This is a genomic window from Allosphingosinicella vermicomposti (assembly GCF_003012815.1).
Taxonomy (GTDB): domain Bacteria; phylum Pseudomonadota; class Alphaproteobacteria; order Sphingomonadales; family Sphingomonadaceae; genus Allosphingosinicella; species Allosphingosinicella vermicomposti.
Genome location: NZ_PXYJ01000001.1, coordinates 485399 through 502071, shown reverse-complemented (window position 1 = coordinate 502071; position 16673 = coordinate 485399). Strand labels below are relative to the sequence as shown.

The following is a 16673-nucleotide window of genomic DNA, read 5'->3' as shown; positions in this document are numbered from 1 at the left end:
AGTGGCATGACTGACGCAGCCGACAACGCGGAAAAACTCGTTTCGATCGAACCGGCAACCGGCGAGGCGATCTGGGAACATCCGATCGGCGATGTCGATGCGGAGGTTGCCGCCGCGCGCGCCGCATTCCCCGCCTGGGCGCAGGAACCGCTTGCCGTCCGCGCCGAGGCTCTGCGCCGCTTCGCGAATACAGTCCGCGCGCATCAAAATGATTTCGCCGATCTCATCGCCCGCGAAACCGGCAAGCCGCTGTGGGAAGCGCTGACCGAGGTCGAGGCGGTCGTCAACAAGGTCGACATTTCCATCAACGCTTATTCGGAACGCAGCTCCCAGCACCGCTTCGAAGGTGCGTTGGGCGCCAAGGTGTCGCTCCGCCACAAGCCGCATGGCGTTCTTGCCGTGCTCGGCCCCTATAATTTCCCCGCGCATTTGCCGAACGGGCATATCGTCCCGGCCCTGCTTGCGGGCAATGCGGTGGTGTTCAAGCCTTCGGAAAAGACGTCGGCGACCGGCATGGTCCTCACCAAGATGTTTCACGAAGCGGGCATTCCGGCGGGCGTCGTCCGCTGCGTGATCGGCGGGGTGGAGCAAGGCAAGGCACTCGCGGCGCATCCGGAGATCGACGGATTGCTGTTCACCGGTTCGGCGCGCGCGGGCGTGTCGCTGCACAAGCAGTTCGCGGAGACGCCGCAGAAAATCCTCGCGCTCGAAATGGGCGGCAACAATCCGATCGTCGTCTGGGATGCGGGCGATACGGACGCGGTCGCCACCATCGTTGCGCAATCCGCCTTCCTCTCCGCCGGGCAGAGGTGCAGCAATGCCCGCCGCCTGATCGTCAAGGACGGGATGGAGCAGAAATTGCTGAAGCCGCTCCTCAAGATTGTCGACCGGATGATCGTGGACCATCCCCTTGCCAAGCCCGCGCCGTTCATGGGGCCGGTGATCGACAATATAGCCGCCGATCAGCTGGAGGCAGCCTATGCGGCGCTGGTCGCGAAGGGCGCCACGGTGATCCGCCCGCTCGAACGGCGCGATCCCGCCCTCCCCTTCCTTTCGCCCGCAATCCTGGACGTGACGGACGTCGCGGATCGCCCGGACGAAGAACTCTTCGGTCCCATCCTCCAAGTCATCCGCGTCCCCGATTTCGATGCCGCCATCGCGGAAGCCAACAACACCGCCTACGGCCTATCCGCCGCCCTGATCGGCGGCAGCCCGGAGCTGTTCGAACGCTTCTGGACCTTCGTCCATGCCGGCGTCATCAACTGGAACAAACCCACGAACGGCGCGCCTTCAAATGCACCCTTCGGCGGCGTAGGCTTAAGCGGCAACCACCGCCCGAGCGCTTACTACGCCGCCGATTATTGCGCCTATCCCGTCGTATCGTCGGAAGCCGAACAGATCAGAGGCGCAATCGCAACCGGCCTAAGGGATTGGCAAGACCCGAATATGGTTGAGGATTGATCAGCCTCGTTTTCCCCCAGCACCACGCTGAACATCTACACGCTGACGGGGTACTCCAAGAAAATTGGCTCCCTTCCGTATACTTTACCAGGCGCGATATAACCTTTGGGAGCGAACGCCCCTCTAAATTCCGCCCCTTCAAAAATGCAGACTAAGCTTGGGGGAGGATTAATGATGTCACGCAGTTCAGTGACTTGAGAATATACGGACGAAAGGAGTTCGTGAGCGATTTGCCTGAGCATTGGCAATATGACAGGTGGAAGCATATTCCAGATATTCGTTCCAAAGGCCTCGCTATTTTTGTGAATAGGGAACGAATTTATTAGCTCGATATACGATACGTGCTTAAGAAACTTTTGATCACTATCCGAATGCGCGCCACCGTCTGCATCGCGAACAGCTATGATCAAATCTCGCCTGCTCATAATCTTATTTGAGGTGGGAATAACCGGATCATCTAACCAAGTGTCGATGGATAGTTCGACAAAGCCATCGGGCGGACTTAAACGAAACACTAGTGGTACCCAATGTGCTCGAGGCTCATACCCACCAGAGCCATCATGAGATCCGCCGAATAATAAGCTTGCAAGGGGGCTAGAGGAAGAGTTCAAAACGCTCGCTCCCAAGGCACTCCTATCCACAATTATTTTAATGCCTTCAACGCCGACTTGACTGAGCAAAGGCAAGTTATTCGCCTTTTTTACCGCAATTTGACAGATCAAATTCGACATCAGCCGCGCAGACTCAAATACCCCACGATCATACAATGCCACCAAGTGGCCTAACATTGCCAATGCGCTTAGAAAGTTTCGCTGTGCCCTTCCTGAAGTCTTATCAACCAGCTCGAGGTTATCAGTCATTCCGACCTTCCGACTGAAATTAGCGCAGTAGTCTTATGACTACCCCCGCATCTCCGGCGCATAGCCTTCTTCGATATAGTCGCTGAAGCGCGTGATCTTGGCGTCGAACCTTAGCTTCACCTTGCCCGTGGCGCCGTGGCGTTGTTTGGCGATGATGAGTTCGGAGAGGCCGTAGGCGCGTTCCATGTCGCGGGCCCAGCTTTCATGGGCTTCGAAGGTCTTGGCGTCGTCACCGTCCAAGGGCCGCTTGGGCTCGCGGGCGGCGACATAATATTCTTCGCGGAAGACGAAGAGCACGATGTCGGCATCCTGTTCGATCGAGCCGGATTCGCGAAGGTCGGAGAGCTGCGGGCGCTTGTCCTCGCGGCTTTCCACCGCACGGCTGAGCTGCGAAAGGGCGAGGACGGGAACGCTGAGTTCCTTGGCCAGCGTCTTGAGGCCGCGACTGATTTCCGAGATTTCCTGCACGCGGTTGCCATCGCCGCCCTTGCCAGTGCCCTGGAGCAGCTGGAGATAGTCGACGATGATCATGCCGATGCCGCGCTGGCGCTTCAGACGGCGGGCGCGGGTGCGGAGCGCGGCGATGGTGAGGCCAGCCGTGTCGTCGATATAGAGCGGCAGGCTTTCAAGGTCCGCAGCGGCGCGGGCGAGGTTGCGGAAATCCTGCTGGCTGATCTTGCCCATGCGCAGGTTTTCCGAGCTGATGCCCGATTGTTCGGACAGGATACGGGTAGCGAGCTGATCGGCCGACATTTCCAGGCTGAAAAAGGCGACCGCGGCACCCGCCGATTTTTCCGCCGGAATGCCGTCTTCCATGTCGCGCACCAGCCGCTGGGCGGCGTTGAACGCGATATTGGTGGCGAGCGAGGTCTTGCCCATGCCCGGACGACCGGCGAGGATCAGAAGGTCGGACGGGTGGAGGCCGCCGGTCTTGACGTTGACCGTGTCCAATCCCGTGGTGACGCCGGAAAGGCCGCCGCCGGTGTTGAGCGCCTTTTCCGCCATCTCGACGGCCATCTTGGTGGCCTGGGCGAAGGTCTTGGTACTCCCCTCCCCCCCGCCTTCCTCGGCCACGCGGTAAAGCGCACCTTCGGCAGCCTCGATCTGGCCCTTGGGGTCGACTTCTTCCGAGGTATCGAGGGCACTTTCGACCATTTCACGGCCGACGCCGATCAAAGCGCGGAGCAGGGCGAGATCGTAAATCTGGCCGGCAAAGTCGCGCGCGCCGATGATCGCGGCGCCGGAGCCGGTGAGCTGGGCGAGATAGGCGGGCCCGCCAAGCTCCTTCATCTCCTCATCCGCCTCGAACATCGGACGGAGTGTGACGGGGCTCGCGATCATGTTGCGGTCGACGAGCTTCAGGATCGCTTCGTAAATGCGGGCGTGGAGCGGCTCATAGAAATGGTCGGGCCGCAACTTCATCTGAATGTCTTCGCACAGGCGATTGTCGATCATCAGCGCGCCGAGCAGGGCCGCCTCCGCCTCGATATTGTGCGGGAGCGCGGTCGCTTCAGGCGCGGGAGAGTCGACGAGTTGCAGTGGGTTGGCCATCATCCGTTCCTACCGAAAAAGCGGGATGAGGCCTAGCAAGCTCATCCACATGTCTGTGGGCGAAATGCTGGAAAAGCCTGTGTAACATCGCTCCCAGTTCGTCATTGCGAGCGCAGCGAAGCAATCCAATTCGGTGCCGCTGGATTGCTTCGCTGCGCTCGCAATGACGAGGATGGTGGCACCACCCCGCCGCAAGCGCTAACAGGGGCGGATGGGTGAGCCGCGCATCATCGATATCAAGCTGGACGAGCGGACGGTCATCCGGCGCAATGACGATGTCGAACGGGAAAAGGAGGTCGCGCTCTTCGACCTCCTCGAAAATAATCGTTTCGAACCGGACGGACTGGACGGGCCGTTCAAGGTGGTGATGCGGGTGGAGGATAATCGCCTCGCCATCGACATCCATGACGCGCAAGAGGAGTTGCTGGACACGGTGCGGCTCGGCCTTGCTCGCTTCCGGAGGCCGGTGCGGGACTATTTTGCGATCTGCGACAGCTATTTCAAAGCCATGCGCGCCGATTCTCCTAAAGGGATCGAGGCGATCGACATGGCGCGGCGCGGCATCCACAATGATGCGGCCGAGCTGCTGCAAGAGTGTCTGGAGGGCAAGGTCACGGTTGATTTCGACACGGCGCGGCGGCTCTTCACCCTCATCTGCGTGCTGCACATCAAATAGGCTTGCCCTTCGCGGCCGGAGCCGCGAAAGCTTGCGCCTACATCCAAATTCGGGGGACTTTCATGTCGATCATGTCGGACAAGTGGATTCGCGAGCGGGCGCTTTCCGACGGGATGATCGAGCCGTTCGTGGACAGCCAGCGCCGCGAAGGCACGATCAGCTACGGCCTCTCCTCCTATGGCTATGACGCGCGGGTGGCGGACGAATTCAAGATTTTCACCAATGTTGACAGCGCGATCGTCGACCCGAAGGATTTCGCGGCGAATAGCTTCGTCGATCGCAAGACCGATTGCTGCATCATCCCGCCCAACAGCTTCGCCCTCGCCCGCACGGTCGAATATTTCCGGGTGCCGAAGGATGTGCTGGTCATCTGCCTTGGCAAATCGACCTATGCGCGCTGCGGCATCATCGTGAACGTCACACCGCTCGAGCCGGGTTGGGAAGGCCATGTCACGCTGGAATTTTCCAACACCACGCCGCTGCCCGCGAAGATTTATGCGAATGAAGGGGCGTGCCAGTTCCTTTTCCTGCAAGGCAATGAGCCCTGCGAGACGAGCTATGCCGATCGGGCGGGCAAATATATGAGGCAGCGCGGGGTGACTTTGCCGCGGCTCTAATTTCGTCATTCCGGCGAAAGCCGGAATCTGGTGACCAGATTGTGCCTTTTTCGCCCTGAGACCCCGGCTTTCGCCGGGGTAACGCGCTCGATGTTCAGCGCGAGCGGCTGAACAGATCGACCGGTTCGGGTGACGGCTCCGCCGAAGCGGTAGTCCAGCCGAGCGTCGGCAGGCCGATCGAGCGGCGGCCGGAGAGGTCGGTGCGCACCACCAGATGCCCCTGATCCTCGATGAATTGGAGGAGGCGGCGGACGCGGCCCGGGGAGCGCGTGCCGTAAATTTCGGCGATGGCATCGTCGCTCGGGCATTCCGCCCCTTCCCGCGCGGCGCGGGCGATGAAGAGGAAGGTGCCGAGCATGTCTTCGGGCAAGGTGCCCGCAATGGCGAGCGCGTCGGCCCAGCCTTCCTCATCTTCGCGGAAGATACCGGCCTTGGCCATGCCGAGGCGGCGGCGGAAAGCGGCAATGTCGAGGCCGGGATTGCCGAGGCGGCGCATACGGCAGCGCGTGGCGAAATCCTGAAAGAGGATGGCGGGCTGCTGAAAGGCCGACACCGGATCGGCGACGATTTCGCGCAGGGCCTCGGCGACGATCTCTTCCTTCTCCTCATCCTCGATGCGCGGAAGCTGAGGGGCGGCAGGCGCGGCGACCGGGGCTGCGATCGAGCGCATGAGATCATCGGCGGGAACGACGGCCGGTGGCGGCGGCGGAGGGGGGGGCGGACTAGCCTCGATCGGCGCGAAGAGCAGGGATTGAAGATCGCCGCCGCCAGCTTCGGGGAGCGGTGTCAGCTTGGGGCTGGACGTACGCGCGGAGGTTTTGACCTCGCCGATTTTCACCGCCACCGGGCGGCGCGAAATTGCTGGGCCCAGCGCAAGGAAATGACCTCGCGCAAGGTCGCGTATCTGTTCGGCCTGGCGGCGCTCCATGCCCAAAAGATCGGCCGCGCGGGCCATATCGATATCGAGGAATGTGCGACCCATCAGGAAGTTCGACGCCTCGGCCGCGACATTCTTGGCGAGCTTGGCAAGACGCTGGGTGGCGATGACACCCGCCAGGCCGCGCTTGCGGCCCCGGCACATGAGGTTGGTCATCGCGGCAAGGCAGGTGCGGCGCGCTTCATCCGACACTTCGCCAGCGGCGGCGGGCGCGAAGACCTGCGCTTCGTCGACCACGACAAGCGCGGGATACCAATGGTCGCGCGGCGCGTCGAACAGGGCGCCGAGGAAGGCGGCGGCGCAGCGCATCTGCTCCTCCATCTCCAGCCCTTCCAGGCTGAGGACGACGCTGGCGCGATGTTCGCGGATGCGCTGGGCGAGGCGGGCAATCTCCACCAGGCTATAATCGGCGCCTTCCACCACCACATGGCCGAAGGCGTCGGAGAGGGTGACGAAATCGCCCTCCGGATCGATGACGATTTGCTGAACCGTCCCGGCGCTGCCTTCGAGCAGGCGGCGCAGAAGGTGCGACTTGCCGGAGCCCGAATTGCCCTGCACCAGCAAGCGGGTCGCCAGCAATTCTTCGAGATCCATCTCGATCGGCTTGCCCGCGCCGTCCGCCCCCATGTCGATCTTCACGCTCACCCCTCGCCTTTGAACGGCTTGGGCGGCGCGAGGCAAGACGGGAGCGGCGGGCTGCCCAAGAAAGCTGGGGATAAGACCCGCCGCCCTTCGAAACGATCAGCCCTTGCGGCGGGTGAACACGATATGGACCAACGGCACTTCGCCGGTGCGCAACAGCGCGACGCTCCGGAATTCGTGAACGTCGGGGCCCTTCACTTCTTCGGTGAAGAGAAGGCGCTGGTACGTCCCGGGCGTCGGCCCCGGCACATCGGCATGCCAGGTCAGCTTCTTCTTTTCCGCATCCCAACGGCCCTTGTCGAAGCGCATCTGCTGCTGATTATTGTCGGTCCAGACGCCAGCCATGCCGCCAGTGACGCTGTCATAGCCGAGGATGGCGGTGCCTTGATAAGGCGTGCCGTCGACCGAAAATTCATCAAGCAGCCACATTCCGGCGGATTTGACGGTGCGCTTCATGACGCCCTTCGCCTTGTCGTCGGGCTTGCCCTTCTCTTGCGAAGGAAATGTGATGTCGGCATCCCATGTGCCCGCCGCGTCGGCGATGAAGGCCTTGAACTCTGCCTGCCTGTCCGGTGCCGGCGCGGATGCTGGCGCCGCCTGCTGCGCCGCGGCCACGCCGCCGCCAAGGCTCACAAGCGCCAACGCGGACGCCCAAATCGCAATTTTATGCATTTCCCTCTCCCCTAAAACCCCATCAAGGATGAGAGGCGAAATAGAGGCTTTTGAAGCGCTCCGATAGATGTTCGATCAAAGGCCGTCTCGTTCATTCACCGCTCATTTTCGATCGCCCATCGCAAGTGCCTGCCATTTGCCTCTGGACTCCTTGGCCGGGGCGAATAGGGACGACAAACCCATGTTGACTTCGAACCTGAAAATATTGCTCGCGAGCGCGGCCGTGCTGACGATAGCCCCGCCGTCCTTTGCACAGAACCAAAGCGAGGTAGTCGGCCCACCCGCGCTCGAAGATTTCGATCTGAAGGGCGAGGAAATCGTCACTCAGCCGCCCGTTCCCGCGCCGCGTCCGCAGCAACAGCAGCAGACGGTGCCGGTCACGGTAGTGCCCGCGCCACCAGCGCCGTCGCAGAGCCAGCCCAAGCAAAGGCCCGCGCAAAACCGGACGGACGCACGGCGCGAGGCAGCCCAGCCAACACCCGCGCAGACTGCTGAAACAACGCCTGCCAAGGCTGATACACCGGCGGCCGCCACGCCGACCATGACACCGCCGTCCATTCCGGTTTTGCCTGAGCAAAGCCCAGCGCAGGCGGATGCGGCACGTGCGCCTGCCATTACCTCGGATCCTGACGACAGCTTCCCCGTTTGGCCTGCGATCGCGGGCGGCCTCGTTCTCTTGGGAGCAGGCTTTTATTTCGGTCGCGGCCGCTCGACCCGCGTCGCTGCTTCGGGCGGCACCGCCGCGCGCGCGGTCGCACCGCCACCTCAACCACCACGGCCTGAGCCTGAGCCTGCACCAGTCGCCGCGGCAGCGGCCGCCGCGACGCTCGCGCCTAGACCCCGGGCGTCCATCGAATTGCTGTTCGAGCCGACCTCGACCGTGCTTGGCGACAAAGAAGCGATCGTCCACTTCCTGCTGACCGTTCATAATGACGGCAAGCTGCCAGCGAAGAACGTCCGGCTGGAAGCGCGGATATTCAATGCCAGCGGAAAGGTCGATGCCGATATCGGCAGATTCTTTGCCGCGCCGCTCCAACGCCGGGTCGTCTCGCTCCCTTCGGAACTGCCACCCGGCGAGCGCCTAGCCATTCAAGGCGAAGTGCCGATCCCGGTCGCGGACATCAAGCCGGTCGCCATCGACGGGCGCTCGCTGTTCATACCGATCGTCGCCGTCACTGCCATTTACGAATGGGATGAAGGCTCCGGCCAGACGTCGAAATCCTATATGGTCGGCGTCGAAGCGCAGCAGACGGGCAAGATGGGGCCCTTCCGCCTCGATCAAGGGCCGCGCGTCTACCGCTCGGTCGGCCAGCGAGAGCATCGGATGGCGCTGAACTCGTAATCGCACTTATGTGCTCCTGCGAAAGCAGGAGCCCAGCCGCTCGACAGCGCCTCTGGGTTCCTGCTTTCGCAGGAACACTATTTTCAGCGCCTGCCACTTTGATGCCGGATATTACCGGGCCGCCCCCGCTTGCCCTGCATCCGCCGCTCCGGCTTGCCGTCGCGGCGGCCATCTCGCTTCAGCGCCCGGCGAACGGGCGAGTATGACCCGCCCTCCGGCAGTTCGAACCGAAGCGCGCCGCTCACCGGATTGGCTTCCGCGAGACGGAGCTTCAGGCGCTGGCCGGAGGCATAACGCTCGCCGGTCTCGTCGCCGGTGAGGGTCTGGCTTGACTCGTCATAGCGGAAATAGTCCTGGCCGAGGGTGGAGACGGGCACGAGGCCATCGCCGCCGAGGCCCACCACGGTGGCGAAAAAGCCGAAGGGCTGAACCCCGGTGATCCGGCAATCGACCAGTTCGCCGACATGATCAGAGAGGTATGCGGCAACATAGCGGTCGATCGTTTCTCGCTCGGCCTCCATCGCGCGGCGTTCATGTTGGGAGATGAGTTCGCCGGTCACCTCCATGGCCTCGGCCTCATGATCGGTCAGGCCGCCGTCGCCAAGACCATAAGCGCGGACGAGCGCGCGGTGGACAATGAGGTCCGCATAGCGGCGGATAGGACTGGTGAAATGAGCGTAGGAACCGAGCGCTAGGCCGAAATGGCCGTGATTGTCCGGGCTATAATAAGCCTGCGTCTGGGTGCGCAGCACCTGCTCCATCACCTGCGGGCGGAAATCGGCTTCGCCGATCCGCTCGAGGATATGATTGAAGGTCTGGGGACGGACGACTTGGCCGAGCGCGAATTCGACCTCGAAGGTTTTGAGATATTCTTTGAGGGCTACCAGCTTTTCGCGGCTCGGCGGTTCGTGATCGCGGTACATGACCGGCGCCTTCTTCGCCTCCAACGCTTTGGCCGCTGCGACGTTGGCGGCGATCATATAATCTTCGATCAGCTTGTGTGCGTCCAAGCGTTCGCGCGGGGCGACGGAGAGAATGCGGCCCTTCTCGTCCAGCATGACGCGGCGTTCCGGCAGGTCGAGGTCGAGGGGTTGGCGCTTCTCGCGCGCCTTGTAGAGTGCGGCCCAGCAGGCCCAGAGGGGTTTTAGTGTGTTTTCGATGAGATCGGCGGGGACCGGAGGTTCCGCCGGTTCAAGCTCGGGCATCGAGCAGGGGGAAGAATAGACTTCAACAATCTCATTCCCGTTCGTGTCGAGCGTAGTCGAGACACGCTTCTCGACTTCGCTCGAAGCGAACGGTGTTTGCTTGGCGGTAGGGAGCGCATCGATCGCCGCCTGCGCATCCTCATAGGCGATATTGGCTGCGATGCGGACGAGGGCGCGAGTGAAGCGCCAGCTTTTCAACTCGCCATTCTTCGACACTTGCAAGTGACAGGCGAGCGCCGCCCGGTCTTCCCCTTCTTTAAGCGAGCAGACATCGGCGGAGAGGGTTTCGGGCAGCATCGGCACGACGCGGTCCGGGAAATAGACGCTGTTGCCGCGTTTCCGCGCTTCCTTGTCGAGCGCCGAGCCGGGGCGGACGTAAAAGCTGACATCGGCGATGGCGACAATCGCCTTCCAGCCGCCCGCATTGGCGGGATCGTCATCGTCTACCGCCCAGACCGCATCATCATGATCGCGCGCGTCGGCGGGATCGATGGCGACGATGGGGATGTGGGTAAGGTCTTCCCTTTCGAAGCCACCAAACCCCGTTCGGGCTGAGCTTGTCGAAGCCCTGTCCTTCTTCTCGTCCTGAGCAGAAGAGAAGGACAACCCTTCGACAGGCTCAGGGCGAACGGGTTGGGAGGGTCCGATATCGGTTTTCGCCATGCGCTCGGCTTCCTCGATCACGCCGTCGGGGAAGGTATGCGGAATGCTATGCTTGTGAATAGCGATGAGGCTGAAGCTGCGGGGGGCGAAGGGATCGCCGAGGATCGTGTCGACCCGGGCGGAAATGCGCGGGGGGCGCCCTGTCTTTTCGGCGAGGACGAGATCGCCGACTTCCGCCTCGCCCTTGTCGGAAATGGGAAGCTCCCGCCGCTCGCGCTTGTCGACGGGGCGGAGCCAGTAACGCTCGCCTTCCTGATGGACGACGCCCATGACGAGTTCGCTGCCTTTCAGCAGCTTCTTCATCGGGTGAGCGATATAGCCATTCCCGCGCTCTTCGGTGCGGGCAAGGATGCGGTCGCCGACTCCCAGAGCGCCCTTCCGTCCCCGCTCCTGCACGCGGATGCGGGGCTGTGGCCCTTCGGCCTCCCAACGTTCGGGCACGGCCCAGATGTTGCCGCCATCGTCCACGTCCTGCACACGCAGCACCGTGACCTTGGGAATGCCGCCCATCTTGTGGAAGGCGCGACCCGGGCCGCTGTCGATCAGCCCTTCATCACCCATGTCGCGCAGGAGCGCCTTCAAACCGATCTTGTCCTGCGCGGAGAGGCCGAACGCCTTGGCAATCTCCCGCTTGCCGACAGGCGTGTCGCTCGATTGTATGAAGTCGAGAACCTGCTCCCGTGTCGGAAGACCGCGCGATTGTCGTTTAGCCATTCACCCTCTCTCGACGCTTGGGGCGCCGAGAACAAGGTCTATTGCTTCGGCGCCGGAACATAGGGCTGGAACGCACCACCCGGCACGGCGGATGCAACCGGGCTTTCATATCCGTCCTTCGACACGGACGAGACGCCGAACACGAAATCGTCCACGCGGATGCCTTTGAGGACATGGCCGGTCGCAGTTGCGGACAGGCGGACGCTATTTTCCCAATGGGCGGCATCGGTCGGCCGCCAGCGGACGATATAGCCCGTCGCTGCGGGAACCGGCGCCCATTTCAGGGTCGTATCGGTCGACAGCGCACCCTCGACCTTCGGCGCGGGCGGCGGCGGCGCGCTGGCGAGGGCGGCGAGGGCCGCGATGTTCAGCTTCGTCACCTTGGCGAGATAGGGGAAATCCATCTTGTCGATGGTGTCGCCATATTCGACGCCGTTTTCGGTGCGCAGATCCTGATGCTGCTCATTGTAATTCTCGATCGCGACCGAGAAGCGGACGGCGGGATAACCGGCGTTGAGGAATTCGGTGTGGTCGCCGCCCCGCCCGAAGCGGTCGTTGCGCCAGATCTGCCGGACGTCAAGGCCGAGGGAGAGATCGTCGACCAGCGTGTCGAGCCAGCGCGACAGGTTGCGCGAGGGCGAGTCATTCTCGCCACCCAGGCTGCGCTGCGGCTGGCGAAGATCGGGCCCGCCCTGCCAGCGCGGACCTTCGGAAAAAACGCGGACGTGGGCGTCGTCGCACACACCGTTGGAGCCGCAGCTGCCGCCAATGATATCGTTGTTCAAATTCGCGATGACGTTCCAGCCGTGCGCCTTGGCATAGTCGGCGAGGATCTTCGCGCCGACCAGCCCCTGCTCTTCGCCGGAGAGCACGCCATAGACGATGGTCGCGGGGAATTTGTGCTTGGAAAGCACCCGCGCCGCCTCGATCACCGCGACGGTGCCGGAGCCGTCGTCATTGGCGCCGGGCGCATCGGAGGTGACATCCATCACGTCCGTCACGCGGCTGTCGATATGGCCGGTGATGATGACAACGTCGTTGGGACGCTCAGTGCCCTTTTGCACAGCGATGACATCGACGACCTTCGTCGGGTTTGGGATGCGGCGATTGGTGACCGTGTCGGCGGGACGCGCGGTCGTCAGGCAATTTCCGCAGGCCTTGGAATAAGACTGAAGCTCGTCCTCCGCCCAATTGAGCGCGGCGCCTATGCCGCGCTTCGGATCGGTCTGGGAGGAAAGCGTGTGGCGGGTGCCGAAGCTCACCAGCTTTTCGACATTGGCGCGGAGCTTCTGCTCGCTCACCTGATCCGCGATCTGCGCGGGCTGCGCAGCGGCGATCAGCAGGGGCAAGGCGCCCATCATGGTCAGCTTTCTCATATCGCCCCCTTGGTTGCACATCGCATCAGGAACCAAGCTTCGTCGCCCCGTGCAACACTTTTGTCGATGGGATAGGGACAGCGCGCATCAAATGCCCTTCATCCATCTCTTCAGTTTCATGGGGAAATTATGACTTACGCTCACCGCCTCACCTATCCCGCCCTGATGGCCGCCGCACTCATTTCCTGTGGCGTTCCGGCGGCAAGCAACGCCGCGCCTTATTATGTGCAAGGGCGCGTCGTGGATTCGCAGGGAAAGCCACTGAAGGGCGCAAAGGTCGTCATGGACGTTTACAACTGGAACGATACGAACATCGACCATTCCACACGAAGCTATGACGATACGGACAAGGTGGCCATCACCGACGCGGCTGGTAATTACCGCGTACGCGTCGGGGATGGCGGGTGGCGTGTCCACGGCTCGATCGAGAAGAGCTATAACGGCGACACTTTCTCGCTGCCGCTTCATCCGGATAACCCTAATTGGGTTCCGGGCAAGGAAGGCGGCGTGCGGAACATGGCGTGGAAGCTCACAGGTAAGATTCCCGACGAAATTGGTGGCGGATTTTATGGCGGCACTGTGGAGGTCGTCACGACTTATGAGTCCGGTTTTCGCGAGGAATCCTATCCCCAGGTGGAATTGACGCTGGAGCCAGTCGGCCCGCTGATCGATGGGAGCGCCGGGACGGCTCTCACCCGCAAGCCGGACCGCGATGGCAACATCAAAGACGTTCCCATCGGCCGGTATCGGGTTCAGGCTCGCCTCGGCGGTCGTCCGCTGACCCTGCGTCTCGACGATAATCAGAGCCCGTTTCAACAGTCGACCGTGGTCGATTTTAAGAGCCGCGGGGATTCGAACTGGGGCTATTGCATCAATTGCGTGCAGATCGAGCTGCGCAAGCGCTAAGCGATCGTTACGAATGAATAGGGTCCGGAGCCGTCGCCCCGGACCCTTTTTTTAGGCGCTGACGACCTGCTGCTCAATCGTGCCGAAGATGGCGTGGCCGTGCTCGTCTTCCATCCAGATGCGGACCGTGTCGCCGCTCTTGAGGAACGGCGTTGCGGGTTTACCGTCGAGGATCGTTTCGATCATTCGCACTTCGGCGAGGCAGGAATAGCCGAGGCCGCCGCGTGCCACGGGCTTGCCGGGGCCGCCATCGGCATCGCGGTTCGATACGGTGCCGGAGCCTATGATCGAGCCTGCGCCGATATTCCGCGTCTTGGCGAGATGGGCGATCAAGGTTCCGAAATCGAAGGTCATGTCCTCGCCCGCATCGGCGCGGCCGAAGGGCTGGCCGTTGAGATCGACCTTCAAGGCGCCGTGAAGCTTGCCGTCCTTCCAGCGGTCGCCAAGCTCGTCGGGCGTGACGAGGACGGGCGACAGGGCACTGGCGGGCTTGGACTGAACGAAGCCGAAGCCCTTGGCGAGCTCGGCGGGGATGAGGTTGCGCAGGGACACGTCGTTGACGAGGCCGACCAGGCGGATGTGTGAAAGCGCCTCTTCGCGGGAAACGCCGCGCGGCACGTCACCGGTGACGACCACGATCTCGGCCTCCAGGTCGCAGCCCCAGCTTTCGTCGGCGAGCGGGATGGGATCGCGGGGGCCAAGCATTTCGTCGGAAGCGCCCTGATACATGAGCGGATCGGTCCAGAAGCTCTCGGGAAGCTCGGCTCCCCTCGCCTTCCTCACCAGTTCGACGTGATTCACATAGGCCGAGCCATCCGCCCACTGATAAGCACGCGGCAAAGGCGCGGCGGCGTTGCGTTCGTGGAAGCGCATCATCGGAATCGCTTCGTGGGCAAGATCGGTGGCGAGCAGTTCGAGCTGCGGCGCCACGCGATCCCAATCATCGAGCGCGGCCTGCATGGTCGGCGCGATATGCGTCGCGTCCGCGCACCAGGCGAGATCGTGGCTGACGACGACAAGGCGCCCGTCGCGCCCACCTTTCAGCGATCCGAGTTTCATGCGCTCTCCTTTTCACTTTGACCAACCAACTGGCATTTCCGCCGAGGCTTGGCTAGGGCCAGCGCAGATCAAAAAGACTCACATTCGAGGATGCCATGCGGAATATCGATCATTTCATTGGCGGCGCGGCTTATGCGTCGGGCGAGCGGACGAGCGACGTGTTCGATCCCAATAATGGCGTCGTCCAGGCGCAGGTTCGCCTAGGGACCGCCGCCGATCTTCAAAAGGCGATGGACAATGCGCTGAAAGCGCAGCCCGCCTGGGCCGCGACCAATCCGCAGCGCCGTGCCCGCGTGATGTTCAACTTCAAGGCACTCGTCGAACAGAATATGGACGAGCTCGCCCACCTTCTCTCCTCCGAACATGGCAAGGTGATCGCGGACGCCAAGGGCGACATCCAGCGCGGCCTGGAAGTCATCGAATTTTCCTGCGGCATCCCGCACGCGCTGAAGGGCGAATATACGCAGGGCGCCGGCCCCGGCATCGACGTCTTTTCGATGCGCCAGCCTTTAGGTGTCGTCGCGGGCATCACGCCGTTCAATTTCCCCGGCATGATCCCGATGTGGATGTTCGGCGTCGCCATCGCCTGCGGCAACGCCTTCATCCTGAAGCCGTCCGAGCGCGATCCGTCCGTGCCCGTCCGCCTCGCCCAATTGATGCAGGAAGCGGGCCTTCCCGATGGCATCCTGCAGGTCGTCAATGGCGATAAGGAAATGGTCGACGCGATCCTCGACCATGAGGATATCAAGGCGGTGAGCTTCGTCGGATCGTCCGACATCGCGCACTATGTCTACAAGCGCGGCGTCGCCGCAGGTAAGCGCGTCCAGGCGATGGGCGGCGCGAAGAATCATGGCATCGTCATGCCCGACGCCGATCTCGATCAGGTGGTGAACGACCTGTCGGGCGCGGCCTTCGGGTCGGCGGGGGAGCGCTGCATGGCGCTTCCGGTCGTGGTGCCGGTCGGCGACAAGACCGCCAATGCGCTGCGCGAAAAGCTCATCCCGGCGATCGAGAAGCTGCGTGTCGGCGTCTCCACCGATGCCGAAGCGCATTATGGCCCGGTCGTGAACGCGGCGCACAAGCAGAAGGTCGAAAATTACATTCAGATGGGCGTCGATGAAGGCGCCGAACTGGTTGTCGACGGACGCGGCTTCACCCTTCAGGGGCATGAGAAAGGCTTCTTCGTCGGCCCGACCCTGTTCGACCATGTGAAGCCGACCATGCAGAGCTACCAGGAAGAGATTTTCGGGCCCGTCCTGCAGATCGTCCGCGCCGACAGCTTTGAGGAAGCGGTGCGCCTTCCTTCCGACCACCAATATGGCAATGGCGTCGCGATCTTCACCCGTAACGGCCATGCCGCCCGCGAATTTGCGGCGCGCGTCAATGTCGGCATGGTCGGCATCAACGTACCGATCCCGGTGCCGGTCGCCTATCACACCTTCGGCGGCTGGAAGCGCTCGGCATATGGCGACATCAACCAGCACGGCATGGAAGGCGTCCGTTTCTGGACCAAGACCAAGACGGTCACTCAACGTTGGCCCGACGGATCCGTTACTGGGGAGAATGCCTTCGTCATTCCGACGATGGGCTGATCCAAGGGCAAACGCAAAATGTATCAGATCGACTTCGACGAGGATAAAAGCCTGATCCGGCTCAAGCTGGCGGGCTTTTGGGATGCTGATATTGCCACGCGTTTTTCGGCCGAATTCCTTGCAAAAGCTGCCGAGGTTGGGCGGAACGGACGGATCGTGTCGGTCCTCGGCGATGGGCGGGAGCTGCCCGTGCAATCGGCGGAGGTCTCCGAAGTCTTCGGGAAACTCATGGACGACATGTCGCGGGCCGTTGGCGGACGCGTCGCCATCATCACCGCGACAACCCTAAACCGCCTGCAGGCTCAGCGCATTTTCCACGGACAGAAATTTCAGGTGTTCGATGAACCCGTAGCCGCCGAAGCATGGGCGCTGGAAGGAATTCCTTCGCGCAGTTGAACGT

The 16673-nt window shown here is 62.4% G+C and carries 14 protein-coding genes; 7 read left to right on the top strand and 7 right to left on the bottom strand.

Translation table 11 applies throughout. The annotated features are described in order from the left end of the window. Positions 1–6 precede the first annotated feature (6 nt). Positions 7–1461, top strand: a complete 1455-nt coding sequence (gene astD / locus C7I56_RS02430) for a succinylglutamate-semialdehyde dehydrogenase (RefSeq protein WP_106638941.1) — start codon at positions 7–9, stop codon at positions 1459–1461. A gap of 35 nt (positions 1462–1496) precedes the next feature. Here astD and C7I56_RS12230 read toward each other — a convergent pair whose 3' ends face one another. Then, entirely contained in the window at positions 1497–2321 is an 825-nt protein-coding gene (locus C7I56_RS12230; protein WP_158702962.1) for a hypothetical protein, read from the bottom strand. Between the two features lie 39 nt (positions 2322–2360). Further along, complete coding sequence (locus C7I56_RS02420; RefSeq protein ID WP_106639595.1) at positions 2361–3872, bottom strand: replicative DNA helicase; 1512 nt, start codon at positions 3870–3872, stop codon at positions 2361–2363. A 211-nt stretch (positions 3873–4083) separates the two neighbouring features. Here C7I56_RS02420 and C7I56_RS02415 point away from each other — a divergent pair, with 211 nt between their 5' ends. Then, on the top strand, positions 4084–4548 hold the full coding sequence (locus tag C7I56_RS02415; protein ID WP_106638939.1) for a UPF0262 family protein: 465 nt from the start codon (positions 4084–4086) through the stop codon (positions 4546–4548). Positions 4549–4610: 62 nt separating this feature from the next. Beyond that, positions 4611–5165: a dCTP deaminase gene (gene dcd / locus C7I56_RS02410; protein WP_106639594.1), complete on the top strand. Its 555-nt coding sequence runs from the start codon at positions 4611–4613 to the stop codon at positions 5163–5165. Positions 5166–5259: 94 nt separating this feature from the next. Here dcd and C7I56_RS02405 read toward each other — a convergent pair whose 3' ends face one another. Together C7I56_RS02405 and C7I56_RS02400 are read right to left on the bottom strand one after the other, a co-directional pair. Beyond that, the gene (locus C7I56_RS02405; RefSeq protein WP_280951940.1) at positions 5260–6783 is read right to left on the bottom strand and encodes a helicase HerA domain-containing protein; all 1524 of its coding nucleotides are present in this window, start codon (positions 6781–6783) and stop codon (positions 5260–5262) included. Between the two features lie 60 nt (positions 6784–6843). Then, positions 6844–7416, bottom strand: coding sequence for a DUF1579 family protein (locus C7I56_RS02400; RefSeq protein WP_106638937.1), 573 nt, complete (start codon positions 7414–7416; stop codon positions 6844–6846). Positions 7417–7597: 181 nt separating this feature from the next. On the opposite strand from C7I56_RS02400, the gene C7I56_RS02395 reads away from it, so the two are divergent. Further along, a complete protein-coding gene (locus C7I56_RS02395; protein WP_106638936.1) occupies positions 7598–8758 on the top strand; it encodes a hypothetical protein in 1161 nt (386 codons plus the stop codon). Between the two features lie 83 nt (positions 8759–8841). Here the strand turns inward: C7I56_RS02395 and C7I56_RS02390 are convergent, their stop codons facing one another. After that, positions 8842–11340: a ribonuclease R family protein gene (locus C7I56_RS02390; RefSeq protein ID WP_106638935.1), complete on the bottom strand. Its 2499-nt coding sequence runs from the start codon at positions 11338–11340 to the stop codon at positions 8842–8844. Between the two features lie 38 nt (positions 11341–11378). After that, positions 11379–12716, bottom strand: a complete 1338-nt coding sequence (locus C7I56_RS02385) for a M28 family peptidase (RefSeq protein WP_106638934.1) — start codon at positions 12714–12716, stop codon at positions 11379–11381. A 129-nt stretch (positions 12717–12845) separates the two neighbouring features. Between C7I56_RS02385 and C7I56_RS02380 the strand changes: the two genes are divergently transcribed. Continuing rightward, positions 12846–13622 carry a peptidase associated/transthyretin-like domain-containing protein gene (locus tag C7I56_RS02380; protein WP_106638933.1) on the top strand — a complete coding sequence of 259 codons (777 nt, stop codon included), beginning with the start codon at positions 12846–12848 and terminating at the stop codon, positions 13620–13622. Between the two features lie 51 nt (positions 13623–13673). Here the strand turns inward: C7I56_RS02380 and C7I56_RS02375 are convergent, their stop codons facing one another. Next, entirely contained in the window at positions 13674–14681 is a 1008-nt protein-coding gene (locus C7I56_RS02375; RefSeq protein WP_106638932.1) for a fumarylacetoacetate hydrolase family protein, read from the bottom strand. A 95-nt stretch (positions 14682–14776) separates the two neighbouring features. Between C7I56_RS02375 and C7I56_RS02370 the strand changes: the two genes are divergently transcribed. Together C7I56_RS02370 and C7I56_RS02365 are read left to right on the top strand one after the other, a co-directional pair. Next, the gene (locus C7I56_RS02370; protein WP_106638931.1) at positions 14777–16273 is read left to right on the top strand and encodes a CoA-acylating methylmalonate-semialdehyde dehydrogenase; all 1497 of its coding nucleotides are present in this window, start codon (positions 14777–14779) and stop codon (positions 16271–16273) included. Positions 16274–16291: 18 nt separating this feature from the next. Then, positions 16292–16669, top strand: coding sequence for a hypothetical protein (locus tag C7I56_RS02365; protein WP_106638930.1), 378 nt, complete (start codon positions 16292–16294; stop codon positions 16667–16669). The last annotated feature ends 4 nt before the right edge of the window (positions 16670–16673 follow it).